A 21131-nucleotide genomic window follows, 5' to 3' on the forward strand; every position below is an offset into this window, starting at 1 on the left:
CGGCAGGCCACAATCGTCGCCTTCCTCAGCCGGCAAATCCGCCGTCATCGAGAAACTGCTGCTCTTCGGCGGTGGTCTCGCGCCCCAGTACCGCATTGCGATGCGGGAACCGTCCGAAGCGCTGGATGATCTGCTGATGCTCCACTGCCCAGCGCGTGGTTTCTGCATCGTCCAGCGTGGTGATCAGCTGTACCGAGCGCGCCTGCTCCTGCAGATCTTCGGCATGCTCGAACGGAAGATATAAAAACAGCCGCAACTGCGCGGAGACCTGTTGATCGAAGCCGCTGGCGATTGCCTGCCTGGCGCAGGACAGCGCCAGGCCGTCGGTGGCATAGGCATGCGCGCTGCCGCGGAACGCGTTGCGCGGAAACTGGTCGAGCAGGATCAGCAGGGCCAGCGCATCTTCGGCACGCTCCATCCAGTGCGCATATTCGCCACGCGCCGCTGCAAAGTGCTGCTCGCTGAAATGCTGGCGGAAGTTGGCATCAAACGCATCGTTGTGCGTGAACCAGCGGGCCGAGCCGGCCAGTTCCCAGAAAGCCAGTACCACATCGGCCTGTTTGTTGCGCTCTGACTTGACGATCATCGACGTATTCCCTGACGAATACGGCATAGCATGCACTGGCGCATGTGATGAGCCCGCCGCCACCGACGGTGCAGCACTTGGCAAGCACGCCGCCGGCCGCTAGGTTTGCGGCTGACGTTTTCGTTGCACCGGGGAAATCCATGCGTTCCATCCTGTTCGCCGCGCTCGGCGCGGCCGTGCTGTGCGGTCCTGTGTCTGCGGCATCGCGTTTCGTGCAAGACCCCTATCCCAGCACCTACCGCGCGCTCGCGTCCGCTCCGGTATTGATCCAGCACGCCACCGTGCTCACCGGCACCGGCCAGCGGCTGGACGATGCCGACGTGCTGCTGCGCGACGGCAAGGTGGCCGCGGTCGGGCGCGGGCTGGAGGCGCCGGCCGATGTGCGCCGCATCGACGGCACCGGCAAGTGGGTCACGCCCGGCATCATCGACGTGCACTCGCATCTGGGCGTGTATCCCAGCCCCGGCGTCAGCGCGCACAGCGATGGCAACGAGATGACCGCCCCGGTGACGCCGAACGTCTGGGCCGAGCATTCGATCTGGCCGCAGGATCCCGGCTTCGGCACCGCCCTGGCCGGCGGCGTCACCTCGCTGCAGGTGCTGCCCGGCTCGGCCAATCTGATCGGCGGGCGCGGCGTCACCCTCAAGAATGTCGCCTCCACCACCTACCAGGGCATGAAGTTTCCCGGTGCCCCCTGGGGCCTGAAGATGGCCTGCGGCGAGAACCCCAAACGCGTGTACGGCCAGAAGGGCGGCCCCGGCACGCGCATGGGCAACGTGGCCGGCTACCGTGCCGCCTTCATCGATGCGGCCGAGTATCTGCAGAAGAATGCGCCGAAGAAAAAGACCGCGAAAAAGCGCCATTGGTGGAGCAGCGGCGGCGACAACGACAGTAGCGGCGATGCCGGCGGCAAGCGCGATCTCAAGCTCGACACGCTGGCCGGCGCGATCAACGGCGACATCCGCGTGCATATCCACTGCTACCGCGCCGACGAGATGGCGACCATGCTGGACCTGTCCAAGGAGTTCGGCTTCCACATCGCCGCCTTCCATCACGGCGTAGAGGCCTACAAGCTGGCTGACCGGCTGGCGCAGGAGAACGTCTGCGGCGCGCTGTGGGCCGACTGGTGGGGCTTCAAGATGGAAGCCTTCGATGGCATCCAGGAAAACATCGCGCTGGTCGACAGGCCGGCCAACAGCTGCGCCATCGTGCATTCGGATTCGGAAGAAGGCATCCAGCGCCTGAATCAGGAAGCGGCCAAGGTGCTCGCCAATGCGCGCCGCAGCGGAATGGAGATTCCGCCCGAGCGTGCGATCCGCTGGCTCACCAGCAATGCCGCCAAGGCGCTTGGCATCGAGCAGCAGACCGGCGCACTGGAGCCGGGCAAGATGGGCGATATGGTGGTGTGGAACGGCAATCCCTTCAGCTCCTACGCGCTGGCCGAACAGGTCTATATCGACGGCGCACAGGTCTACGACCGCCACGATCGCCGCCTGCAGCCGGTGTCGGACTTCATGCTCGGCCAGGAGGTGGCGCGATGAGCCGCACAACTGGAATGCGCCCGCGTCTGCGCGTGATCTCCGCGGTGGTCCTGGCAGTGCTTGCATTGCCCGCATTCGGCCAGCAGGTGCTGATCCGTGGCGCAACCGTGCATACCGCCACCGCACAAGGCACGCTGCGCAATACCGATGTGCTGGTGCAGGGCGGCGTGATCCGCGCGATCGGCAGCAACCTGGCCGTGCCGGCCGATGGCCGCGTGGTCGAGGCCAGGGGCCGCCCGCTGACGCCGGCCCTGTTCGGCGGCATCACCGAGATCGGCATCGAAGAAGTCTCCGGCGAAGACAGCACCGTGGACAGCGGCGTCAAGCTCAGCGACCAGCCGATGCGTCCGGAATTCGACGTCACCCTGGCCTACAACCCCGATTCGGTGCTGGTGCCGGTGGCGCGCGTGGAAGGCATCGGCTTCACCGCGCTGGGCGCGACCACCAGCGGTGCCTTCATCGCCGGGCAAGGCGGCGTGGTGCGGCTGGATGGCAGCCCGGACCCGCTCGGCCCGCATGCCCTGTTCATCCGCATCGGTGCGGCGGCCTCCGATCTCACCGGCAGCTCGCGTGCCGCGCAATGGATGCTGCTCGACCAGCTGGTGGCCGAAGCGCGCGGACGCGTGCCGGCCGACTCGCCGCATGCGCTGCTGACACCGGTCGGCCGCAGCGTGCTGGCCACGTACCTGGCCGGGCAAGGCCGCATCGTGGTGCAGGTGGAGCGTGCCGCAGACATCCGCCAGTTGCTGCGTTGGGCGCAGCGCGAAAAGGTGCGCATCGCCATTGCCGGTGGTGCCGAGGCCTGGAAGCTCGCGCCGCAACTGGCGCAGGCCAGGGTGCCGGTGCTGGTGGACGCGCTGGCGGACCTGCCGTCCACCTTCGACCAGATCGGTGCCACGCTGGAAAACGCCGCACGGCTGCGCGCGGCCGGCGTGGAGGTCAGCTTTGCCCAGAGCGGCGATGCCTCGCATAACGCGCGCAAACAGCGCCAGCTGGCCGGCAATGCGGTGGCCAACGGCTTGCCGTGGGAAGCCGGCCTGGCCGGCCTGACCCGGGTGCCGGCGGAGATCTTCGGCGTGGCCGATCGCATCGGCAGCATTGCGGTCGGCAAGCAGGCCGACCTGGTGCTGTGGGAAGGCGACCCGCTGGATGTCGCCCACTACGCCGAGCAGGTGTGGCTGGGCGGTCGCGACATGCCGATGCGCTCACGCCAGACCGAGCTGCGCGAGCGTTACATGCAACCGGCCGGTGCGTTGCCGCGGGCCTATCTGAAGTGATCGGGAGCGGCGTGCGGTTGCGCGCGCCGCCGTTGCGATACCGCCACATTGCGACAGCTGCCGGCGCCGCGTGCGCTGGCACACTGCATGCCTTGCTCGCCGGCACCGTGCCGGCGGCATTGTCTGCAAAGGACCGGCCATGCGCTTGTTATGCATCCTGATCGCATCGCTGGTGCTGCTTCCACTCGCTGCCTTCGCCCAGTCGGGCTGGGTCGACCGGCAAGGCCGGTCGGTTCCCGCCTCGCCCAGCCGCAACACCGTGCAGGACTTCGGCGCCAGCCTCCTGGTGACCTCCGATACGGACTGGGAGCAAAAATGGACTACGCCCAGCGATACCGTGCCGCACTTCAAGGCGGTCGATCATGTCGGCACCGGCGAGGCGTTGTTCGTGCTGACGTTTCTGTCCAACCCCGGCCTGGACGAGCGCCGCCATGCCGATGTGGTGTGCAGCATCCGGGTGACCGACCCCACCGGGCATGTGGCGCAGGACACGGTCGATACGCCGTGCCTGCAGGGCGAGATCAAGGGCGATCCCCGCAATGTCTATCTGGCGCAGGCGACCTTGCAGGTGATTGCCGAAGCGAGCGATCCGCCCGGCCGCTGGCAGGTGCAGGTCACGGTCAAGGACCGCCGGCGCGGCGTCAGCATTCCGCTGACCGGCGCGTTCACGCTCGGGCGCCAACGCACCCGCGTGCCAGCGCAATGACCCGCATGGCATTGGGCGTGCGCTGCGTCTACCTGCTGATCGCACTGGCCGTGTTTGTCATCGAAGTGGCGATCGGCGCTGGCAGACTTGGCGGGCCGTGGGTACGCGGCAGCCTGGGCGATGTGCTGGCGGTGATCCTGGTGTATTGCGGACTGCGCGGTGTGCTTGCGCTGCCGCCACGCTGGGCGTGCGTGCTGGCGGTGGCGATCGGGTGCCTGATCGAAGGGCTGCAGGCGCTGCATCTGGCCGACCGGCTCGGACTGCGCCCGGGCAGCGCGGCCTACATCGCGCTCGGCAATACCGCCACCGTGCACGATCTGCTGATGTACCTGGTCGGCGGCGGCGCGGCGTACATCGGCGATGTGGCGTCGTGCCGCATCGCTGCGTCCTCCCGGCGGCAAACGCCGCATTGATGCATTCCTTCGGGCCTACCGCATGTTTTCCGTCTCCTCATTGGCACTGATCGACAGCGTTGGCGTCCTGTTTCGGCAGCAGCAACGGCGTGCCTGCGCCGCCGCTGCGTCACCGTGACCTCGCTGTTCCAGGGAGGCGGTTTGCGCTCGATCGATCGCGTCGTGCTGCGCCAGGCGCCGGCCAATCTGCTACGCGGACTGGAAGCGGTCGGCGGGCGGCTGATCCTGACCGCCGATGCGCTGCACTTCCAGCCGCATCCCTACAACATACAGACCCGGTCGCTGACCGTGCACCTGAGCCAGATTGCAGCAATGCAACCACGCTGGACGCGCCTGTTCGGCCTGCTGCCGGTGGCGCCGACATCGCTGGCGGTGCAGCTGCACGACGGCGGCGAGCACCGTTTCGTGATCGGCAAGCGCGAACAGTGGATGGCTGCCATCGCCTCGGCGCGCGACGCCCCGGGCTGACGCTGCACGACAAGCGCGGCCGCACTGATGCGCAAGGGCGCTTGCCCGGCTGGCGCACCGCAATGCCCTGGCGTCGTCCCGCATGCCTGCGCATCGCAGAGGGAGCGTGAACTGCGCTGCGTTTCAGCACTGCATTTTGTACGCGGTGCACGCTCTGCAGGTCCGGCCATCGCCGCCGTTGTCCAGCCCGCCTAGCATCGCGCGTCGGCACCATAGCGACGCCCCTACTTCGGCATGGAGATCGATATGCCCCGCACTATCCTGCGCATCCTGGCGTGCACATTGTTCCTGTACGGCAGCGTCAGCGCGCCGGCCATCGCCGCATTTGGCGTCACCCGCAGCGGCGACCGTGTGGTTGTCGATACCGGCGCCGAGCTGGTGTTTGCGGTCAACACCGGCAACGGCGACATCGTCTCGATGCGTTATCGCGACAACGAGCTGCAGACCACCGAGTCCAAGGGCTCGCAGATCGCCTCCGGCCTGGGCAGCGCCAGTGTGGAGGCGCGCGTGGTGGGCGGAACGATCGTGGTCTCGGCCAAGGCCGGCGACCTGACCCAGTACTACATCGCACGCAAGGGCCGCAACGCGATCTACATGGCCACCTATGCACCGACATTGCTGCAGATCGGCGAGCTGCGCTTTGTCACCCGCTTGAACGTTGCCAAGCTGCCCAATGCGCAGCAGGAGCCGGACTCCAATGTCGGCAGCCCGGTGGAAGGCGAGGACGTGTTCCTGCTGCCGGACGGACGCACCAGTTCCAAGTTCTATTCGGCGCGCCGCATGATGGACGACCAGGTGCACGGCGTCAGCGGTTCGGGCGTGGCGGTGTTCATGCTGATGGGTAACCGCGAGCGCAGTTCCGGCGGGCCGTTCTTCAAGGACATCGCCACCCAGAAAACCCGCGTGACGCATGAGCTCTACAACTACATGTATTCCGATCACACCCAGACCGAGGCATTCCGCGGTGGCCTGCATGGGGTGTACGGGCTGCTGTTCACCGATGGCGGGACGCCTTCCAGCGCGCAACTGGACACCGCTTTTGTCGATGCAACGCTGGGTTTGACCGGTTATCTCGCCAGTGACGGGCGCGGAGCGCTGAGCGGCCGGGTGAGCGGCGTGCTGTCCGGCCAGCCTGCCGTGATCGGCCTGCGCAACGACCAGGCCGAATACTGGGCCACCGCCAACGGCAGCGGCGATTACCAGATTGCCGGCGTGCGCCCGGGACGCTACCGCATGACGCTCTACCAGCACGAACTGGAGGTCGCGCAACGCGATGTGGAGATCCACGCCAACGCGACCGCGCAGGCGGCACTGCAAGCTGTTGTGCTGCCGGGAACGCTCAAGTGGCAGATCGGCACGGCCGATGGCACGCCGGCCGGTTTCCGCCATGCGGATCTGCTGCCACGCGCGCATCCATCCGACAAGCGCATGAGCTGGGTCCCGGTGACCTATACGGTTGGATCGAGCAGCGCGGCCAGCTTTCCGGCAGTGCAATGGCGCGGTATCAATACCCCGACCCGTATCGACTTCACCCTGGGCTCGAGTGAAGTGCGTGGCTATCGCCTGCGCATCTTCGTGCCACTGACGCAGGTCGGCGCGCGCCCGCAGATCAGCGTCAATGCGCGCTGGAATGGCCCGGTGCCGGCCGCGCCCACGCAACCCAAGACACGCGGCATCACCCGCGGCACATGGCGCGGCAACAACACGCTGTATGAGGTGGACATCCCGGCATCTGCGCTGCAATCGGGCAGCAACCGGATCGAGATCGGCATCGCCTCGGGATCGCCGGACAACGGCTTTCTCAGCCCGGCCGTGGTGTTCGACAGTATCCAGCTGGTGGCGCTGTAAGCGCTTTGGCGAGCGGGATGGCCGGACAGAAACAAGTTCTCACACGCATCGCGGAGTCCGTGGCACGTGCCGCATTTGATTGGCACGTTCGCAGGGCTGGCGATGGCAGTGAAAGACACACCGATGTCGCATTCACCGCACGCGGCTGCGTACGGTGAGTGCGGTGGTGCATAAGATTCCGGAAGCGGAACGCCCTAACAATGCATGGTCAATGCACGCCGTCATGCATAAGCCGTACGCGCTGACTCGGCCTGCCTGACTGCCGTCAGTCGATCGCTGTCGGCAAGCATGCTTACTTGGCGGCAATCGACCCGCTGAGCGACACCGTACCCATGCCGCCGGTGACCTCGAAGCCGCCTTCCACCACCTGCAGATACAGCGCATTGCTGTAGCGGCCATCGCTGGCACGCAGGTCCTGCAACCTGGTCAGGAAGGCCTTGACGTCGACATTGACACTACCCTTGGCAGGCAAGGCATTGCTGTTGCCGGCCGTGCCATGTGGAATGAAGGTATAGACGTAATAGCCGGCGGCATCGTTGTTGCCTTCCCACAGATCGTAGGTGACGCCGCCTGAGGTGATGGCATTGGAGGTCGTCAGGGTGCCCAGCGGATACGAATTATTGGCGCCCCAGATCATCACTTCCAGCTGCGGATTGCCCTTGCTGGTGTCCTTGCGGAAGAACAGGTCGTAGGCGAAATCGCCGGTCTGCCCGCTACCCTTGGTGGTGAATGCCAATGCGCCGCTCAAGCTGGCGATCTTGGACACCTGATGCGGAAAGTAGCTATCGGTGGCCGGATTCATCGTGTAATGCCAACCGCGGCAGATCGCCGGGTAGCCATACAAGGTGCCACTGGGCAGGTTGTAGCTGATTGTCATGCTCGGCGTGCTGCCCGACCCGAACGTCGCCTGGATATTATTGTTTTTGTCGTTGAAATTATTGTTGTAGGCGTACTGCGTGCCGTAGACCTTGGTCTGGCCGGTATAGGCAGTGGCGCTGGCAGCGGCCAGTGCCAAGGCCAGCGCAGCGGCGCGCGGCAACGACAAGCCGCAACGCAGGGACAGCAGCGAACGGAAACCGTCGTGCACTTGCATGGGGTGTACTCCGATGAGGGATGATTGGACACAGGTACCCACCACAACGGCGCAACACCGCGCAGTGGATGACCGACCCTTGCGCATCCGGCACCACGACGCAGGCGCGCGGTATTCCGAATGTCCACGCACTGACGGGGCGCAGATGTGGTCATCCATGCGAACCGGTCACCGTGGCCTCATCCAGTACGCGAGGCATGCAATGCATGCGCCGCGCACACGCCACCTCATTGACTCTCAAGTGGTCGGCAATCGTCGACGATTATCTTCAAGCCAGCACTGCAGATGCGGGCACCGGCGTGCGTTGTACTGCACGCCGGTCTCAAACGCCAACTACGCACCTCAGCCATGCGGCCGATGGACGCTGTACTTATTGCGCATCCAGCGTCGCGCTCACCTTGGCCCAACCATTGCCGCGCACCACTTCAAAACCGGCTTCGGCTGCATGCAGATACATGCTGTTGTTGTAGCGCCCATCCTTGGACCGGTTGGTCTGCAACCAGTTGAGGAAGGGCTTGGCGTCCACGTTGAGGCTGCCGCTGGTCTTGAGCGTGGCCTGCCCGGCGGTGCCGGTCGGAATGAAGGTGTAGACGTAATAGCCGGCACCGGAGTTGAAGCCCTCCCACAGGTCGAAGGTGCGCCCGCCCGCGGTGATCACCTTGCTGGCAGTCAGTGTGCCGATCGGCCAGGAGTTGTGGTCGCCCCAGATCATCACTTCCAGCTGCGGGTTGCCCTTGGCAGTATCCCAGCGGAAGAAGATGTCGTAGGCAAAGTCGCCTGCGAGATTGGTCCCGCCGGCGCTGTAGGTGAACTTGAGCGGGATCTTGCTCAGCGAGGAAATCTGCCGCGGAAACAGCGTGTCGCTGGTCGGGTTCCAGTCGTAATGCCAGCCGCGCACGATCGCCGGATAGCCATAGAGATTGTAGTCGGCGAAGTTGAAGGTGACGGTCAGCTCAGGCGTGCTGCCGGTGCCGAACGTGCCCTGGATGATGTTGTTGGGATCGTTGAAATTATTGACCCACGCATAGTGGTTGCCGAAGACCTTGTAGGGACCGGCCAGCGCCGCCGGCGCCAGGGCGACCAGACCCACGGCCAGTGCAGCCTTCCACCAGCGCGATGCGCGCCGCCGTGTAGTCGGCGCCTGTGCGCCGGTCTGAGTAAGGGTGCTGGATTGGCTGTTCTGCATGTTGACTCTCTCCGTGTGGGTTCAGCGCGGCGATGCCGGTGCGGCAGCGTCGAGAAGCCGCTCTGCAGCGGTCGCGTTGGACCCTAGCAGCGGCCTTGTGACGGGAGCTATAGCAATTGCGGCAGGCCTCGCTCGTCATCTGCGATAGCGGGCGCTACCTTGCAGCCGAAGCGTGCGCAGATGCTCAGTTCGCAGCGTAAATCGCAGCATCTCAGGATGTACCGGTCATCTGCATGACGGTGCGGTGCGCGCGAATGGTGCAGAGCCACATGGCGGTGGTCTGCATTTCGGCCATGCCTGCGGCTGCTTGCTCCAGGCCCTATTCGGATGCGTCGAGCTTGCCTGGTGGCAGTGCGCGGGGCTCCCCTCGCGCGCTCTTGCGTAGGGGACCCAGCTTTCGGCCGGCAGCCCTACTCGCCTCCGCTGTTTTGCGATAGCGTTCGCAGTTGCAGATAACGCAACAGCCGGAGGGGGCGACGATGCGCATCGGAATCGTGGTGGACAGTGCCTGCGATTTGCCGCAGGACTTCATTCAACGCAACAACGTCATCGTATTACCGATCAGCGTACGCATCGGCGAAGCGGTGCTGGCCGATCACCGCGACGAGGAAGCGACGCTGAGCTTTCTGCAGGCGCATGTGGCCGAGCGTGGGCACGAGGCGGAAACCACGCCGTTTTCTGTCAATCAGATTCGCGACCTGTTCCTGCAACGGCTGGTCATCGACTACGACCACGTGTTCTGCCTGACCATCTCCAAGCTGCGCAGCCAGATCTTCGACAACGCGATGCAGGCCAGCTTCGCGATCCTCAACGATTACAAGCCGATCCGGCAGGCCGCCGGCCACACCTCGCCGTTCGCGCTGCGCGTGATCGATACGCTCAACCTGTTTGCCGGCCAGGGCATCACTGCAGTGGAAGCAGTACGCCTGCGCGCGCAGGGTCAGGGCGTGGCGGCAATCCGCAGCCGGCTCGAACAGCTGGCCGAACACACCTACGGCTACATGATTCCACGCGATCTCTATTACCTGCGTGCGCGTGCACGCACCAAGGGCGATCGCAGCGTGGGCCTGATCGGCGCCGCGCTCGGCAGCGCGCTGGACATCAAGCCAGTGCTGCGCGCCTACCGCGGCGTCACCGAACCGGTGGCCAAGTTGAAAGGCTTCGAGCCGTCGGCCGAAAAGCTGTTCGGCTTCACCGTGCGCAAGGTCCGCGAGGGCTTGATGACACCGACCGTGTGCGTGGGCTACGGCGGCGAACTGGCCGAGCTGCACGCCCTGCCCGGCTACGCCGCCCTGCAAAGCGCCTGTCAGACCCACGACGTGGAATTGTTCGAAAGCGTGATGAGCCTGACCGGCATGGTCAACGTCGGCAAGGGCGCACTGGCAGTGGCATTTGCAGCCGAACCGCATACTTTTTCGGCCTGAAGACAAGGCCGAGGGCGCGGCGCCATCGCCGGCTTCGGGACACGCCGATCTACAGCTGACCTATCCGCGCACCCCGGATCTCCAAAGACAACCACGCACACCGACCATCTCGACATGTCATGCGCTGCTTGCCCGTGCAAACCGACCATCTCGATGGTTCCTTGCCCGCTCACCGTCGCGGGCCCTTACCCGGCATGGATGCCGCGTAAGGGCCTACACGGACGTACTTGCGGCGTGTCCTGCGAGGGTGGGCGGGCAAGGGCCCTGCAGCCAAGCCGCGGATCAACCGCTCTACAGCTGATCTATCCGCGCTATCCAGGCCTTCGGAGTACGACGCCCAAAGCGCATAGAGACTTGGAACCGTGACGTCGTTTAGGCGCGATCAGATGCTTGAACCAAAAACTTGGTCAGTCGAGTGCGCGGTGCCCTCACCGCTTGCGGGACACGCCGTGAATCCGTCCATGGAGGCTCCTTGGCGGCATCCATGCCGCCAAGGGTCCCGCAACCGGCAAGGACACCGCACCAGGAAGTTTTTAGGTTGCTTCATTGAAAGCCTGCTGATTGCTTTGCTCGGCTCGTCTTGGACAACTGACTGGGAATGCTGCTGTACAAAAACGCATGTCATGCCTCGCTTGCCTACGCACACCGACCATCTCGACCGGTCCTTGCCCGCTCACCGTCGCGGGACCTTACGCGGCATGGATGCCGCGTAAGAGCCTACAGGGACGTACTTGCGGCGTGTCCTGCGAGGGTGGGCGGACAAGGGCCCTGCAGCGAAGCCGCGGATCAACCGCTCTACAACTGATCTATCCGCGCTATCCAGGCCTTCGGAGTACGACGCCCAAAGCGCATAAAGACTTGGAACCGTGACGCCGTTTAGGCGAGATCAGATGCTTGAATCAAAAACTTGGTCAGTCGAGTGCGCGGTGCCCTCACCGCTTGCGGGACACGCCGTGAATCCATCCCTGGAAGCTCAGTGGGCGGCATCCGTGCCGCCAAGGGTCCCGCAAGCGGCGAGGACAACGCACCTGAGAGTTAATCGATACTTTGCAAAGCTTGCGCGTTGCTCGGCTTGCATTGGGACCATGACCGGACGCGGCGCTATCCGAGTTAGCCCAGCGCAGTGTTACCGCAGCGGCACGTTCAATACCGATGGCGTTGCCGCCGGCGAGGTAAACGTCACCGTGCCACCGCCATCGCTGGCATCGGTGTAGCGCACGTCCTGCGTGTCGATCACCAGCACCAGGCGTTGCCCTGCCGGAATCTCCGTAGCAGCCGCTTGCAGTGGCCAATCCAGCGTCACTGCTTGGCCTGGCGTGGCCCCGCGTAGCGAGTACGGCGCATGCGTGATCAGTTGCGCCACGCCTAGCGCGTCCATGCGATACAGATAGGCGAACAGGCTTACTTTCGATTGGCTGGGTACCACGGTCACGCGCAACGATGGACTGCCGGCCAGTCGCCGTAGCGTGTTCGATGGCGCACCCACCCACACTGCCGCGCCGATGCGATTGACCAACGGAATCGAGGTGGTGACCGGCACACCGATGCCTTGCAACAGGCCACTGACCAGGACCACGCCCGAGTCGGCCAACGTCGGCACATCAGTGGCGATGCGCGATTGCCACCCGCTGGCGGTGCCGCCGATCAAACCGCCGGTGGGGCTGAGCAATCCGGACGGTGCGGATAACCCCAGGCGCGTGTTGCCTTGCTGCACCGACGCCCAGTCCGCGTACTCCAGCCATTGCCCCGCGCGCGGCGACAGCCGCACCGGCGCTTCGCTGTCCACGCCGTTACGTAGCTGCTTGAGATGACGATCGAACCAGCGCGTGGTCGCCGTGTAGACCTCGTTGGGCAGGCCGAGCGCGCCCGGCAATTCTGCGGTGGCATGATCGCCCTGACTGAGCAGCAACTGCTTGGGCCCACGCAACTGGTTGAAGAATGCGATGGTCTGGTTCGGCGGAAACAGGCCGTCGTTGAAGGCATTGCCCAGCAGCACCGCCGTGCCACGCGCATTGAGCGCGGCCACATCGCTTGCCGGGCTGCGCGACGCGGCCTGCGGCAGGAAGCCCTGCACGGCGCCGTCGTAATCGCCAACGGCAACCCGTGTGCTGATCTGCGCCAGATCCGGGCCGGGACGTCCGGTCAACGCGCCGGCACCAACCAACAGCCCAACGCCTTGCTGGCTGACGGTGCGGTTGGAATACAGCGACGCTTCCAGGTCCGCCCAGCCGCTGAGCGCAGCCACGGCCTTGATGCGCGGATCGCGCTCGGCCGCCAGCAGGCTGATGCCCGCGCCATACGAGATGCCCGACGCACCGATCGCATTCGCATTGGCCGGCGTATGCGCCAGCGCCCAGTCGATCACCGCGCTGACGTCTTCCACCGTGTCGGCGCCGGCGATATCGATCTGCCCGGCCGAATCCCAGAACCCGCGCGAGGTATAGCTGACGACCACGTAGCCATCGCTGGCCAGCTGGGTCGCGCGGCCCAGGTATTCCAGATTCGGCAACGACCAGCTAGCCGGCATCACGATCAGCGGAAACGGCCCGCTGCCCTGCTCTTGCGGCACCAAGACCAGTGCGCCCATCGGCGCGCCGTCCCAGCCGGGAATCCGTTCGTAAGTCTTACTGAAAGCGCCCGCCACCGCCGACGCCGATGCCACCAGCAACGCCAATGCGGCGATGCCTCCGATCCAAGGCTTGTTCATGGTTCTCTCCCACGCAAGGCCGGGCCGGGATGGCCCAGCGGCAACTGCCATGCATCCGTGGTTCGGGGGAGAACGCCGCGAACGTACCAGACGGTACGGTATGGCTCAAGGGCTGGGATTCGGGATTCGGGATTCGGGATTCGGGATTCGGGATTCGGGATTCGGGATTCGGGATTCGGGATTCGGGATTCGGGATTCGGGATTCGGGATTCGGGATTCGGGATTCGGGATTCGGGATTCGGGATTCGGGATTCGGGATTCGGGATTCGGGATTCGGGATTCGGGTGCGTGCGCGTGCGCGTGCGCGCCGCAGTCGCGGGCCCGGCCGGCGTGGAAACAACGTGCGTTTATCGTCTGGCCGCTCCGGACCTGCAGACGTTGGCTGCAATGCAGCACGCCCGCGCAACGCCTTCTGCGCGCTCAGCTCAGCCGACGAAGTGCTGATATCCGCGTTGCGGCGGCTGCCACGGGTTGCCGTCGGCGTCGTGGACCACCACGCCTGGCGTGGCGACGATCTGGCCGATGCGCGTCACCGCGACTCCGGCGAAGTCCATTGCCTGCGCCACCGCGTCGCGGTGTTGCACGGCGGCGGTGAAGCACAGCTCGTAGTCGTCGCCGCCGCCGAGTTGCCAACCGATGCATTGCAGCGCGCTGATCCCGGTGCTGCGCGGCATCGCCGGCAGTGCCGCCAGCGCCAGCTGCGCGCCCACACCGCTGCGTTCGCACAGATGGCCCAGATCGGCCAGCAAGCCGTCGGAGATGTCCACACAGGCGTGCGCAAGCCCACGCAAGCGCAGCCCGGCCTGCACGCGCGGCTGCGGGCGCAGCAGGCGGCCGCGCCACAGTTCGTGCAACGGATCGGCCGCCGCGCAGGTCACGTCCAGCTGGCCGGCTTGCCACAGCGACAACGCCGCCGCCGCCTCGCCCGGCGCGCCGGTGACCCAGACGTCATCGCCCACACGTGCGCCATCGCGACGCAGCGCCGCACCCGGCGGCAGGCTGCCGATCGCGGTCACCGCGCACGACAACGGCCCGCGCGTGGTGTCGCCACCGACCAGCGCAATGTCATGCGCATCGGCCAGTGCAAAGAATCCATCGGCGAATGCGTCGACCCATGCGGCATCATCGTGCGGCAACGACAGCGACAAGGTGCACCAGCGCGGCTGCGCGCCCATCGCCGCCAGGTCGGACAGATTGACCGCCAGCGTCTTCCAGCCCAGATCCTCGGCACGCGTCTCGTGCGGAAAATGCACGCCCGCATTGAGCGTATCGGCGGTGATCGCCAGCTGCTCGCCCGGCGGCGGCTGCAGCAGCGCCGCATCGTCGCCAATCCCCAACGGCACATCCGCACGCGCCGCAATGCGCGCGCGCAAGCGGGCAATTAGATCGAATTCGGGCATGTGGGCGGGAATCGGGAGAAGGGAATCGGGAATCGCAAAAGCGCGTCAGGAGATATCGGAGATGGTGCTCTTACGATTCCCCATTCCCGACTCTCCATTCCCGCGGCGCCTCAGGCGCCTCAGGCGCCGCTAGCGCCGCTAGCGCCCGACTCCACCTTGCGCCACTCCACCGAGGCGCGATCCAGCACGCCGTTGACGTAGGTGTGGCCGTGCTCGGAGCCGAAGCGCTTGGCGGTTTCGATCGCTTCGTTGATCACCACGCGGTACGGCACGTCCTGGCGATACAGCAGCTCATAGGCAGCCAGGCGCAGCACTGCACGTTCGATCGCGTCGACTTCTTCCACGCCGCGATCCAGATACGGCGTCAGCGCGGTGTCGAGCTCGGCGCGGTTGCTCAGCACGCCTTCGACCAGGTTTTCGAAATAGGCCAGGTCGGCCACTTCGTGCGCCTGCTCATGCGCAAACTGCGAGATCACCTGCTTGGCGAACCCGCCGGAAATCTGCCAGGCATACACCGCCTGCAAGGCACGCCGACGCGCGCGCGAACGCAGCACCGGGTCGATGCCGTCGCGACGGACGTGGCGGGCGTGTCCACCGGACTTGCTCATGGCAACAACTCCATCAAATTGACCAGTTCCAATGCCGCAAGCGCGCATTCTTCGCCCTTGTTGCCATGGCTGCCACCGGCACGCGCCTCGGCATCTTCCACGCGCTCGACCGCGAGCACGCCGTTGAGCACCGGCACGCCGGTCTGCAACTGCACGCTCATCAGGCCTTCGGCGCACAGGTCGGCGACGTGTTCGTAGTGGCGGGTGTCGCCGCGGATCACGCAGCCCAGCGCGATGATCGCCGCATGCTGTCCGGATTGCCCCAGGCGGTTGGCGGCAATCGGAATTTCCCAGGCGCCCGGCACGCGGATCACGTCGATGGCGTCCTCGCCGATGCCGTTGCCGGCCAGGCTCTGACGCGCACCGGTGACCAGCGCGTCGGTGATGCGGGCATTCCAGCGGCTGGCGATGATCGCAAAGCGCGCGGTGGTGGGGCGGAGATCGCCTTCGTAGTGGGTCATGCGGGTCGGCAACTCGAGGGGGCGGCAAGTTTAACAGCTGCCGGGCCCTGGCCCGGCCGGTACGTGGCGGCCGGGGTGCCGAAGCAGCCCCGGCCATGTCGCCAGGAAACGAATGTGGAGCGCGCAGCACGGGCTGGTGCGGCTCGCAGCTGGCAGGGTCGATACGCAACAACCGCGCGAACCACTCGGACAGCGCGGTTCCTGTTGCGCGCCCTGCAACCATCGGACAGCGCCGGCTCCAGGCCGCCCGCGCTACGTCAGGGCAGCGCGGCCGCCGGCACCGAGCGCACACCTTCGCCCGCGTGGCATTCCAGGTACTCCACCACCTCCAGCCCGAACCCGGCCAGGCCCACCTGACGCCGCGGCGTGCCCAGCACGCGCAACTTGCCCAGGCCCAGTTCGGCCAGGATCTGCGCCCCGGCCCCGTTGCGCCGCCACTGGCTGACGTCCTTGGCGTTGGTGGCCGCTTCCGGTTGCTGGCGCAGCCGCGCCAGCAAGGATTCGCTGTCGCGCGGTGCCGACAGCACCACCATCACGCCCTGCCCTTCGGCGGCGATCGCACGCAAGGCATCGGTGGCGGCCACGCCAAAGTCGTCGCGCTGCCAGTGCAGCAGATCGGCCAGCGGGTTTTCCACCTGCACACGCACCAGCGTCGGCGTGGCCGGATCGGCAGTGCCGCGCACCAGCGCAAAGTGCAGGTCGTGGGCGATGCGGTCGCGGTAGGTCACCAGCGTGAACGGGCCGAACTCGGTGCTGATCTCGCGCTCGTCCACGCGCTCGACGGTGTGCTCGTTGGCCAGGCGGTAGGCGATCAAATCAGCGATCGAGCCCATCTTCAGCCCGTGCTCGCGCGCGAACACTTCCAGCTGCGGGCGCCGCGCCATGCTGCCGTCCGGGTTGAGCACTTCCACCAGCACGCCGGCCGGTTCCAGCCCGGCCAGCATCGGCAGGTCGCTGGCCGCTTCGGTATGGCCGGCGCGGGTCAGCACGCCGCCGGGCTGGGAGATCAGCGGGAAGATATGCCCCGGCTGGCTCAGATCCTGCGGCTTGGCATCCGGCCGCACCGCGGTGCGCACGGTGTGTGCGCGGTCGTAGGCGGAGATGCCGGTGGTCACGCCTTCGGCCGCCTCGATGCTGACGGTGAAGTTGGTCTGGAACTGCGCGGTGTTGTTGCGCACCATCGGCGCCAGGCCGAGCTGCGCGCAGCGCTCGCGGGTCAGCGACAGACACACTAGCCCGCGCGCGTGGGTCACCATGAAATTGATGTCCGACGGCTTGACCAGCTCGGCCGCCATGATCAGATCGCCTTCGTTCTCGCGGTCCTCGTCATCGACGATCACCACCATGCGACCGGCGCGCAGTTCCTCGATCAATTCCGGAACGGGTGCGAAATTCATGCCGCACCCCGCGTGCCGAGCAGGCGTTCGACATAGCGCGCCACCAGGTCGATTTCCAGATTCACCGCCGCGCCAACCGCCGTCTGCGCAAACGCGGTGTTGGCCACCGTGTGCGGAATCAACGCGACCTCGAAGCCGTCCTCGTCCACTTCGTTGACGGTGAGGCTGACCCCGTCCACGCAGATCGAGCCCTTCTTGGCGACATAGCGCAACACCGCCGGCGGGGCGGCAAACCGCCAGCGCTGCGCGCGCGCATCGCCATGTACCGACTGCACCCGGCCCAGACCGTCGACATGCCCGCTGACCAGATGCCCGCCGAGGCGGTCGGTCGGGCGCATCGCGCGCTCCAGATTGAGCAACGCACCTTCCGGCAAGGCGCCCAACGTGGTCAGCGACAGGGTTTCGGTGGAGGCGTCGGCCTGGAAGCTGCCCGCGTCAAAAGCGATCACGGTCAGGCACACGCCGTTGACCGCGATGCTCTCGCCGAGCTGCACCGCCTCGAACGGCAGGTTGCCGGTGGCGAAGGTGAAACGCACATCGCCGCCCTGCGGCTGGCGCGCCGCCAGATAGCCGACGCCTTCGATGATTCCGGTAAACATCAGCGCACCCCCGTCGTTGATGACGACAGTGCGGACGGGGTGCGGTGGAAGATCGCGACGCAGCGCGACGGGTGACGCATGGACATAGTCGTTTCTCGCAGGAGTTGAGCGAAAAACGCCACAAGGCAAACAGGCGCGCGCACAGCCGCAAGGCTGCGCGTTGGCCGTCTTCTTTCATCCGGACTATACCGTCGGCCCCGGCATCGCACCGGATCTGCTGACCTTGCGCAGCAGGGGTTTCGCGTGGATCCGCTCAACCCTGAAGTGCAAGCGCTCGCGGGCTCGCATGCTTGCGCATGCCTACCGCCGGTGGGGAATCGCACCCCGCCCTGAAGACGTTCGTGAGTACCGGCGAACCGGTGCGCAAAGTCTAACAGGGCACATCGGCGCGATGGCTGAGCGTGGGCCAAGGCTGGCAGGACACTGCGTCATGTGGGGTAATCCCCCATAGCCAGGATTGTGAAGGATCTGTTAATTTACTCGCCGCGACGGGAGACGTCGCTTTTTCCCTCCCGCAACGGGACGGAGACACGGACATCAATTCGGAGAGAGACATCCAATGCGTAACACCCTGATTCTGGCTGCCCTGCTGGCCGCCGCACCGTTTGCTGCTTCGGCCGAAGGCGTGAGCTATTCCTACGTCGAAGGCGGCTGGAACCGGACCGAGATCGGTGTAGACGGCGACGCCGACGATCTCGACGGTGGCTACCTCCGAGGCTCCTGGCAGATTGCCGAGCCGGTGTACGTCTTTGCTGGCTACCAGCGCGCGACCGAGAATTACAGCCCGTTTCCTGGTATCACTGCAGACATCACTGTGCAGCAGGCACACGTTGGTATCGGTTACCGCCAGGAAATGACCGAGCGTGTGGAGTTCACCGCCGACGTCGCTGCCCTCCGCAACAAAGGCGAAGTCGAATCGCGCGTCAACGGCCGCAGACTGGGTAGCGCGTCCGACTCGACCAACCTGGGCTTCGCCAACCTGGGCCTGCGCGGCAAGCCCTCGCCGCGGACCGAAGCCTGGATCAAGGCCGGCTATATCGACGGTAGCGACGTGGACGAAGGCGAGTTCGTCGGCACCCTGGGTGGTCAGGTCAACTTCACCCGCACCTGGGGCCTGGTCGCCGAAGCGCAGTTCGTCGACAACGCCAACCAGTACAAGGTCGGCGTGCGCGCGAGCTTCTGATCGACGCGACTCAGATACACCAAGGCCCCGCATGCGGGGCCTTTTTCATGCGCACAACAGCACAGCTGCGCGGTATCGCGCAGCCCATGCAGCGCTCACCCGGCAACAACCGGCGCATAGCGCAGACGCAGATCCTGACCCAGCTGGCGCACATCCAGCAGCTGCAACGCAGCGCGCTGCGCCATCGTCTCGATGCCCAGCCCGGCCAGCAGCGGCCTGGCGGTATCGCCCAGCAGTACCGGCGCCATGTAGACCAGCAGTTCGTCGACCAGCCCGGCCTGCAGCAGCGCACCGCCCAGCGTTGCGCCGGCTTCCACATGCACCTCGTTGATGCCGCGCTCGCCAAGCAGGGCCACCACCGCAGCCAGATCGAAGCGGCCGGCATGCAACGGCATCGCAAGGAACTGCGCATTGTCCAGCGACGGCGCGGCCACATTCTCGCCATGCAGATACAGCGTGGGCGCATCGCCCTGACGCAGGTTCCTGCACGCCAACGTCCGTAGCCCGGCATCGAGCACCACGCGTAGCGGCGGCACGACCGGCGTGTCATCGCCCAGCCGCACCGTCATGGAGGGGTCGTCGGCCAGCACCGTGCCTGCACCAGTGAGGATCGCGCCCGCACGCGCGCGCCAGCGCTGCACGTCTGCGCGCGCGTCACTTCCGGTGATCCACTTGGATTCACCGCTGGCCAGCGCCGTACGTCCATCCAGGCTGGCGCCGAGCTTGACCCGCAACCACGGCCGCCCACGCTCCACCCGCGACAGAAATCCCTGGTTGAGCGCGCGCGCCTGTGCCTGCAGAACACCGCTGAGCACTTCGATTCCGGCCTCGCGCAGCAGCGCAAACCCACCGCCGTTGACCTGCGGAAACGGGTCGGCCATCGCCGCAACCACACGCGCAACGCCGGCATCGATCAAGGCCAGCGCACAGGGCGGCGTGCGTCCGTAGTGCGCACACGGCTCCAGTGTGACGTAGGCGGTGGCGCCACGCGCCAGTGCGCCGGCCGCGCGCAGTGCGAACACTTCCGCATGCGGGCCGCCGGCACGTTGATGAAAGCCCTCGCCCACGCACACGCCATCGCGCACGATCACGCAGCCAACCATCGGATTGGGGCGGGTGGTGTAGGCGCCACGCTCGGCCAGGCGCAATGCCTGCGCCATCCAGCGATGGTCGTCGGCCGTTGCGCTCATTGCGTTGCCGCTTGCGGTTCGATACACATCACCACAATCTGCATCGGCCCCAGCAGTAATTCTGCATGCGTCTGCCAGCCCAGCCGCTGATAAAACGGTACCAGCACTGGTTGGCAATACAGGTACAACGCCGGCACGCCCATGCGCGCGGCGGCCTGCACGCAGTGCGTCACCAGCGCCTCGCCAATACCCTGCCCGCGCGCCTGCGGCTGCACGTACAGCGACGCCAGCCATGGCGACCATTGCCGAATGCGCGAATCGTCGTTTTCCAGCAGGCTGACCGACCCGAGCCACTGCGCCTGATCGAGCGCCACCCACGTGGTCGGGATCACCCCGTCGCGGGTGTGGCTGCGCAACTCGCTCAAGGCCTGATCGAAATTCCAGTCCGGCAATAAACTGCCGAAGGCCTGCAGATGCGCCTGCGCGATGGCGGGCAGCAGCTGCGGCGTGTCGGCCACGCACGCAATGCGCATCGCGCTCACCGCTTGCCAGGCTTGCCGGCGCGCTCCAGGGCCGCTTCCAGCAACGGCAACTGCTCGATGCCGACCGGGAGCTCGCGCTCAAGCTTTTCGATTTCCTCGCGGAAATCGGCCACGTCCTGAAAGCTGCGGTACACCGAGGCGAAGCGCACATAGCCCACATGATCGAGCTTGCGCAGCTCGACCATGACGTATTCGCCCACCCGCAGCGAGCCCACCTCGCGCTCGCCGGACATGCGCAACTGATGCACCACCGCGCGCACTGCCGCTTCGATCTGTTCTTCGGACACCGGGCGCTTTTGCAGCGCGCGGTCGAAACTGGTGCGCAGCTTGCGCGCATCGAACGCCTCGCGCCCGCCATCGCTCTTGACCACGGTCGGCAGCTTGAGCTCGATCGTTTCCAGGGTGCTGAAACGCTCGCCACACGCCTCGCACTCGCGACGCCGACGAATCGTCGTCCCGTCTTCGGACACCCGCGAATCGATCACGCGGGTGTCGTTGTGCTGGCAGAAGGGGCAGTGCATCAGGCGTCCGGGAATAGGGAGAGGGGAATAGGGAATCGGAA

Annotated in this window: 20 protein-coding genes and 1 riboswitch; of the genes, 8 read left to right on the top strand and 12 right to left on the bottom strand. The window is 65.9% G+C overall.

The window, feature by feature from the left end:
• Positions 1-25 precede the first annotated feature (25 nt).
• Positions 26-586 (bottom strand): DUF924 family protein, encoded by a 561-nt coding sequence (locus ABQY74_RS16435; RefSeq protein ID WP_349792350.1) that lies wholly within the window; start codon positions 584-586, stop codon positions 26-28.
• A 140-nt stretch (positions 587-726) separates the two neighbouring features.
• On the opposite strand from ABQY74_RS16435, the gene ABQY74_RS16440 reads away from it, so the two are divergent.
• From ABQY74_RS16440 to ABQY74_RS16465, 6 genes are all read left to right on the top strand, one after another.
• Entirely contained in the window at positions 727-2127 is a 1401-nt protein-coding gene (locus tag ABQY74_RS16440) for an amidohydrolase (RefSeq protein WP_039519021.1), read from the top strand.
• Positions 2124-3404: an amidohydrolase family protein gene (locus ABQY74_RS16445; protein ID WP_039525514.1), complete on the top strand. Its 1281-nt coding sequence runs from the start codon at positions 2124-2126 to the stop codon at positions 3402-3404. The genes ABQY74_RS16440 and ABQY74_RS16445 overlap by 4 nt, the downstream gene beginning before the upstream one ends.
• Before the next feature lie 139 nt (positions 3405-3543).
• Complete coding sequence (locus ABQY74_RS16450) at positions 3544-4110, top strand: hypothetical protein (protein ID WP_104627800.1); 567 nt, start codon at positions 3544-3546, stop codon at positions 4108-4110.
• Positions 4107-4523, top strand: a complete 417-nt coding sequence (locus tag ABQY74_RS16455; RefSeq protein ID WP_349792352.1) for a DUF2809 domain-containing protein — start codon at positions 4107-4109, stop codon at positions 4521-4523. Before ABQY74_RS16450 ends, ABQY74_RS16455 begins: the two co-directional genes overlap by 4 nt.
• 141 nt (positions 4524-4664) lie before the next feature.
• Positions 4665-4991, top strand: a complete 327-nt coding sequence (locus ABQY74_RS16460) for a hypothetical protein (protein ID WP_181109916.1) — start codon at positions 4665-4667, stop codon at positions 4989-4991.
• Between the two features lie 246 nt (positions 4992-5237).
• Positions 5238-6839, top strand: a complete 1602-nt coding sequence (locus ABQY74_RS16465; RefSeq protein WP_349792354.1) for a rhamnogalacturonan lyase B N-terminal domain-containing protein — start codon at positions 5238-5240, stop codon at positions 6837-6839.
• A gap of 292 nt (positions 6840-7131) precedes the next feature.
• On the opposite strand, the gene ABQY74_RS16470 is transcribed toward ABQY74_RS16465, so the two are convergent.
• Positions 7132-7878 (bottom strand): cellulase, encoded by a 747-nt coding sequence (locus ABQY74_RS16470; RefSeq protein ID WP_349782679.1) that lies wholly within the window; start codon positions 7876-7878, stop codon positions 7132-7134.
• Between the two features lie 424 nt (positions 7879-8302).
• On the bottom strand, positions 8303-9118 hold the full coding sequence (locus ABQY74_RS16475) for a cellulase (RefSeq protein ID WP_016902289.1): 816 nt from the start codon (positions 9116-9118) through the stop codon (positions 8303-8305).
• Between the two features lie 479 nt (positions 9119-9597).
• Here ABQY74_RS16475 and ABQY74_RS16480 point away from each other — a divergent pair, with 479 nt between their 5' ends.
• Positions 9598-10542, top strand: coding sequence for a DegV family protein (locus tag ABQY74_RS16480; RefSeq protein ID WP_039525510.1), 945 nt, complete (start codon positions 9598-9600; stop codon positions 10540-10542).
• 1126 nt (positions 10543-11668) lie between these two features.
• Here ABQY74_RS16480 and ABQY74_RS16485 read toward each other — a convergent pair.
• From ABQY74_RS16485 to ABQY74_RS16510, 6 genes are all read right to left on the bottom strand, one after another.
• Complete coding sequence (locus tag ABQY74_RS16485) at positions 11669-13249, bottom strand: CocE/NonD family hydrolase (RefSeq protein WP_349792357.1); 1581 nt, start codon at positions 13247-13249, stop codon at positions 11669-11671.
• A 425-nt stretch (positions 13250-13674) separates the two neighbouring features.
• Positions 13675-14649, bottom strand: a complete 975-nt coding sequence (gene thiL / locus ABQY74_RS16490; RefSeq protein WP_047129305.1) for a thiamine-phosphate kinase — start codon at positions 14647-14649, stop codon at positions 13675-13677.
• 119 nt (positions 14650-14768) lie between these two features.
• A complete protein-coding gene (gene nusB, locus ABQY74_RS16495; protein WP_024940797.1) occupies positions 14769-15257 on the bottom strand; it encodes a transcription antitermination factor NusB in 489 nt (162 codons plus the stop codon).
• Positions 15254-15718, bottom strand: a complete 465-nt coding sequence (gene ribH, locus ABQY74_RS16500; RefSeq protein ID WP_005997267.1) for a 6,7-dimethyl-8-ribityllumazine synthase — start codon at positions 15716-15718, stop codon at positions 15254-15256. Before ribH ends, nusB begins: the two co-directional genes overlap by 4 nt.
• 257 nt (positions 15719-15975) lie before the next feature.
• Positions 15976-17115 (bottom strand): 3,4-dihydroxy-2-butanone-4-phosphate synthase, encoded by a 1140-nt coding sequence (gene ribB / locus ABQY74_RS16505; protein ID WP_039525502.1) that lies wholly within the window; start codon positions 17113-17115, stop codon positions 15976-15978.
• Positions 17112-17714, bottom strand: a complete 603-nt coding sequence (locus tag ABQY74_RS16510; protein WP_104600012.1) for a riboflavin synthase — start codon at positions 17712-17714, stop codon at positions 17112-17114. The genes ribB and ABQY74_RS16510 overlap by 4 nt, the downstream gene beginning before the upstream one ends.
• A 162-nt stretch (positions 17715-17876) precedes the next feature.
• Positions 17877-18055, bottom strand: a riboswitch (FMN riboswitch).
• 218 nt (positions 18056-18273) lie between these two features.
• On the opposite strand from ABQY74_RS16510, the gene ABQY74_RS16515 reads away from it, so the two are divergent.
• Positions 18274-18897 (top strand): outer membrane beta-barrel protein, encoded by a 624-nt coding sequence (locus ABQY74_RS16515; RefSeq protein WP_104644510.1) that lies wholly within the window; start codon positions 18274-18276, stop codon positions 18895-18897.
• A gap of 95 nt (positions 18898-18992) precedes the next feature.
• Here the strand turns inward: ABQY74_RS16515 and ribD are convergent, their stop codons facing one another.
• The 3 genes from ribD to nrdR are packed head-to-tail and all read right to left on the bottom strand — an operon-like array spanning position 18993 to position 21090.
• Entirely contained in the window at positions 18993-20087 is a 1095-nt protein-coding gene (gene ribD / locus ABQY74_RS16520; RefSeq protein ID WP_104644509.1) for a bifunctional diaminohydroxyphosphoribosylaminopyrimidine deaminase/5-amino-6-(5-phosphoribosylamino)uracil reductase RibD, read from the bottom strand.
• Positions 20084-20569, bottom strand: a complete 486-nt coding sequence (locus ABQY74_RS16525) for a GNAT family N-acetyltransferase (RefSeq protein WP_046344295.1) — start codon at positions 20567-20569, stop codon at positions 20084-20086. The genes ribD and ABQY74_RS16525 overlap by 4 nt, the downstream gene beginning before the upstream one ends.
• Entirely contained in the window at positions 20566-21090 is a 525-nt protein-coding gene (gene nrdR / locus ABQY74_RS16530) for a transcriptional regulator NrdR (protein WP_006453216.1), read from the bottom strand. The genes ABQY74_RS16525 and nrdR overlap by 4 nt, the downstream gene beginning before the upstream one ends.
• Positions 21091-21131: the final 41 nt, after the last annotated feature.

This window comes from Xanthomonas sp. WHRI 7064 (genome assembly GCF_040202355.2).
Classification (GTDB): domain Bacteria; phylum Pseudomonadota; class Gammaproteobacteria; order Xanthomonadales; family Xanthomonadaceae; genus Xanthomonas; species Xanthomonas arboricola.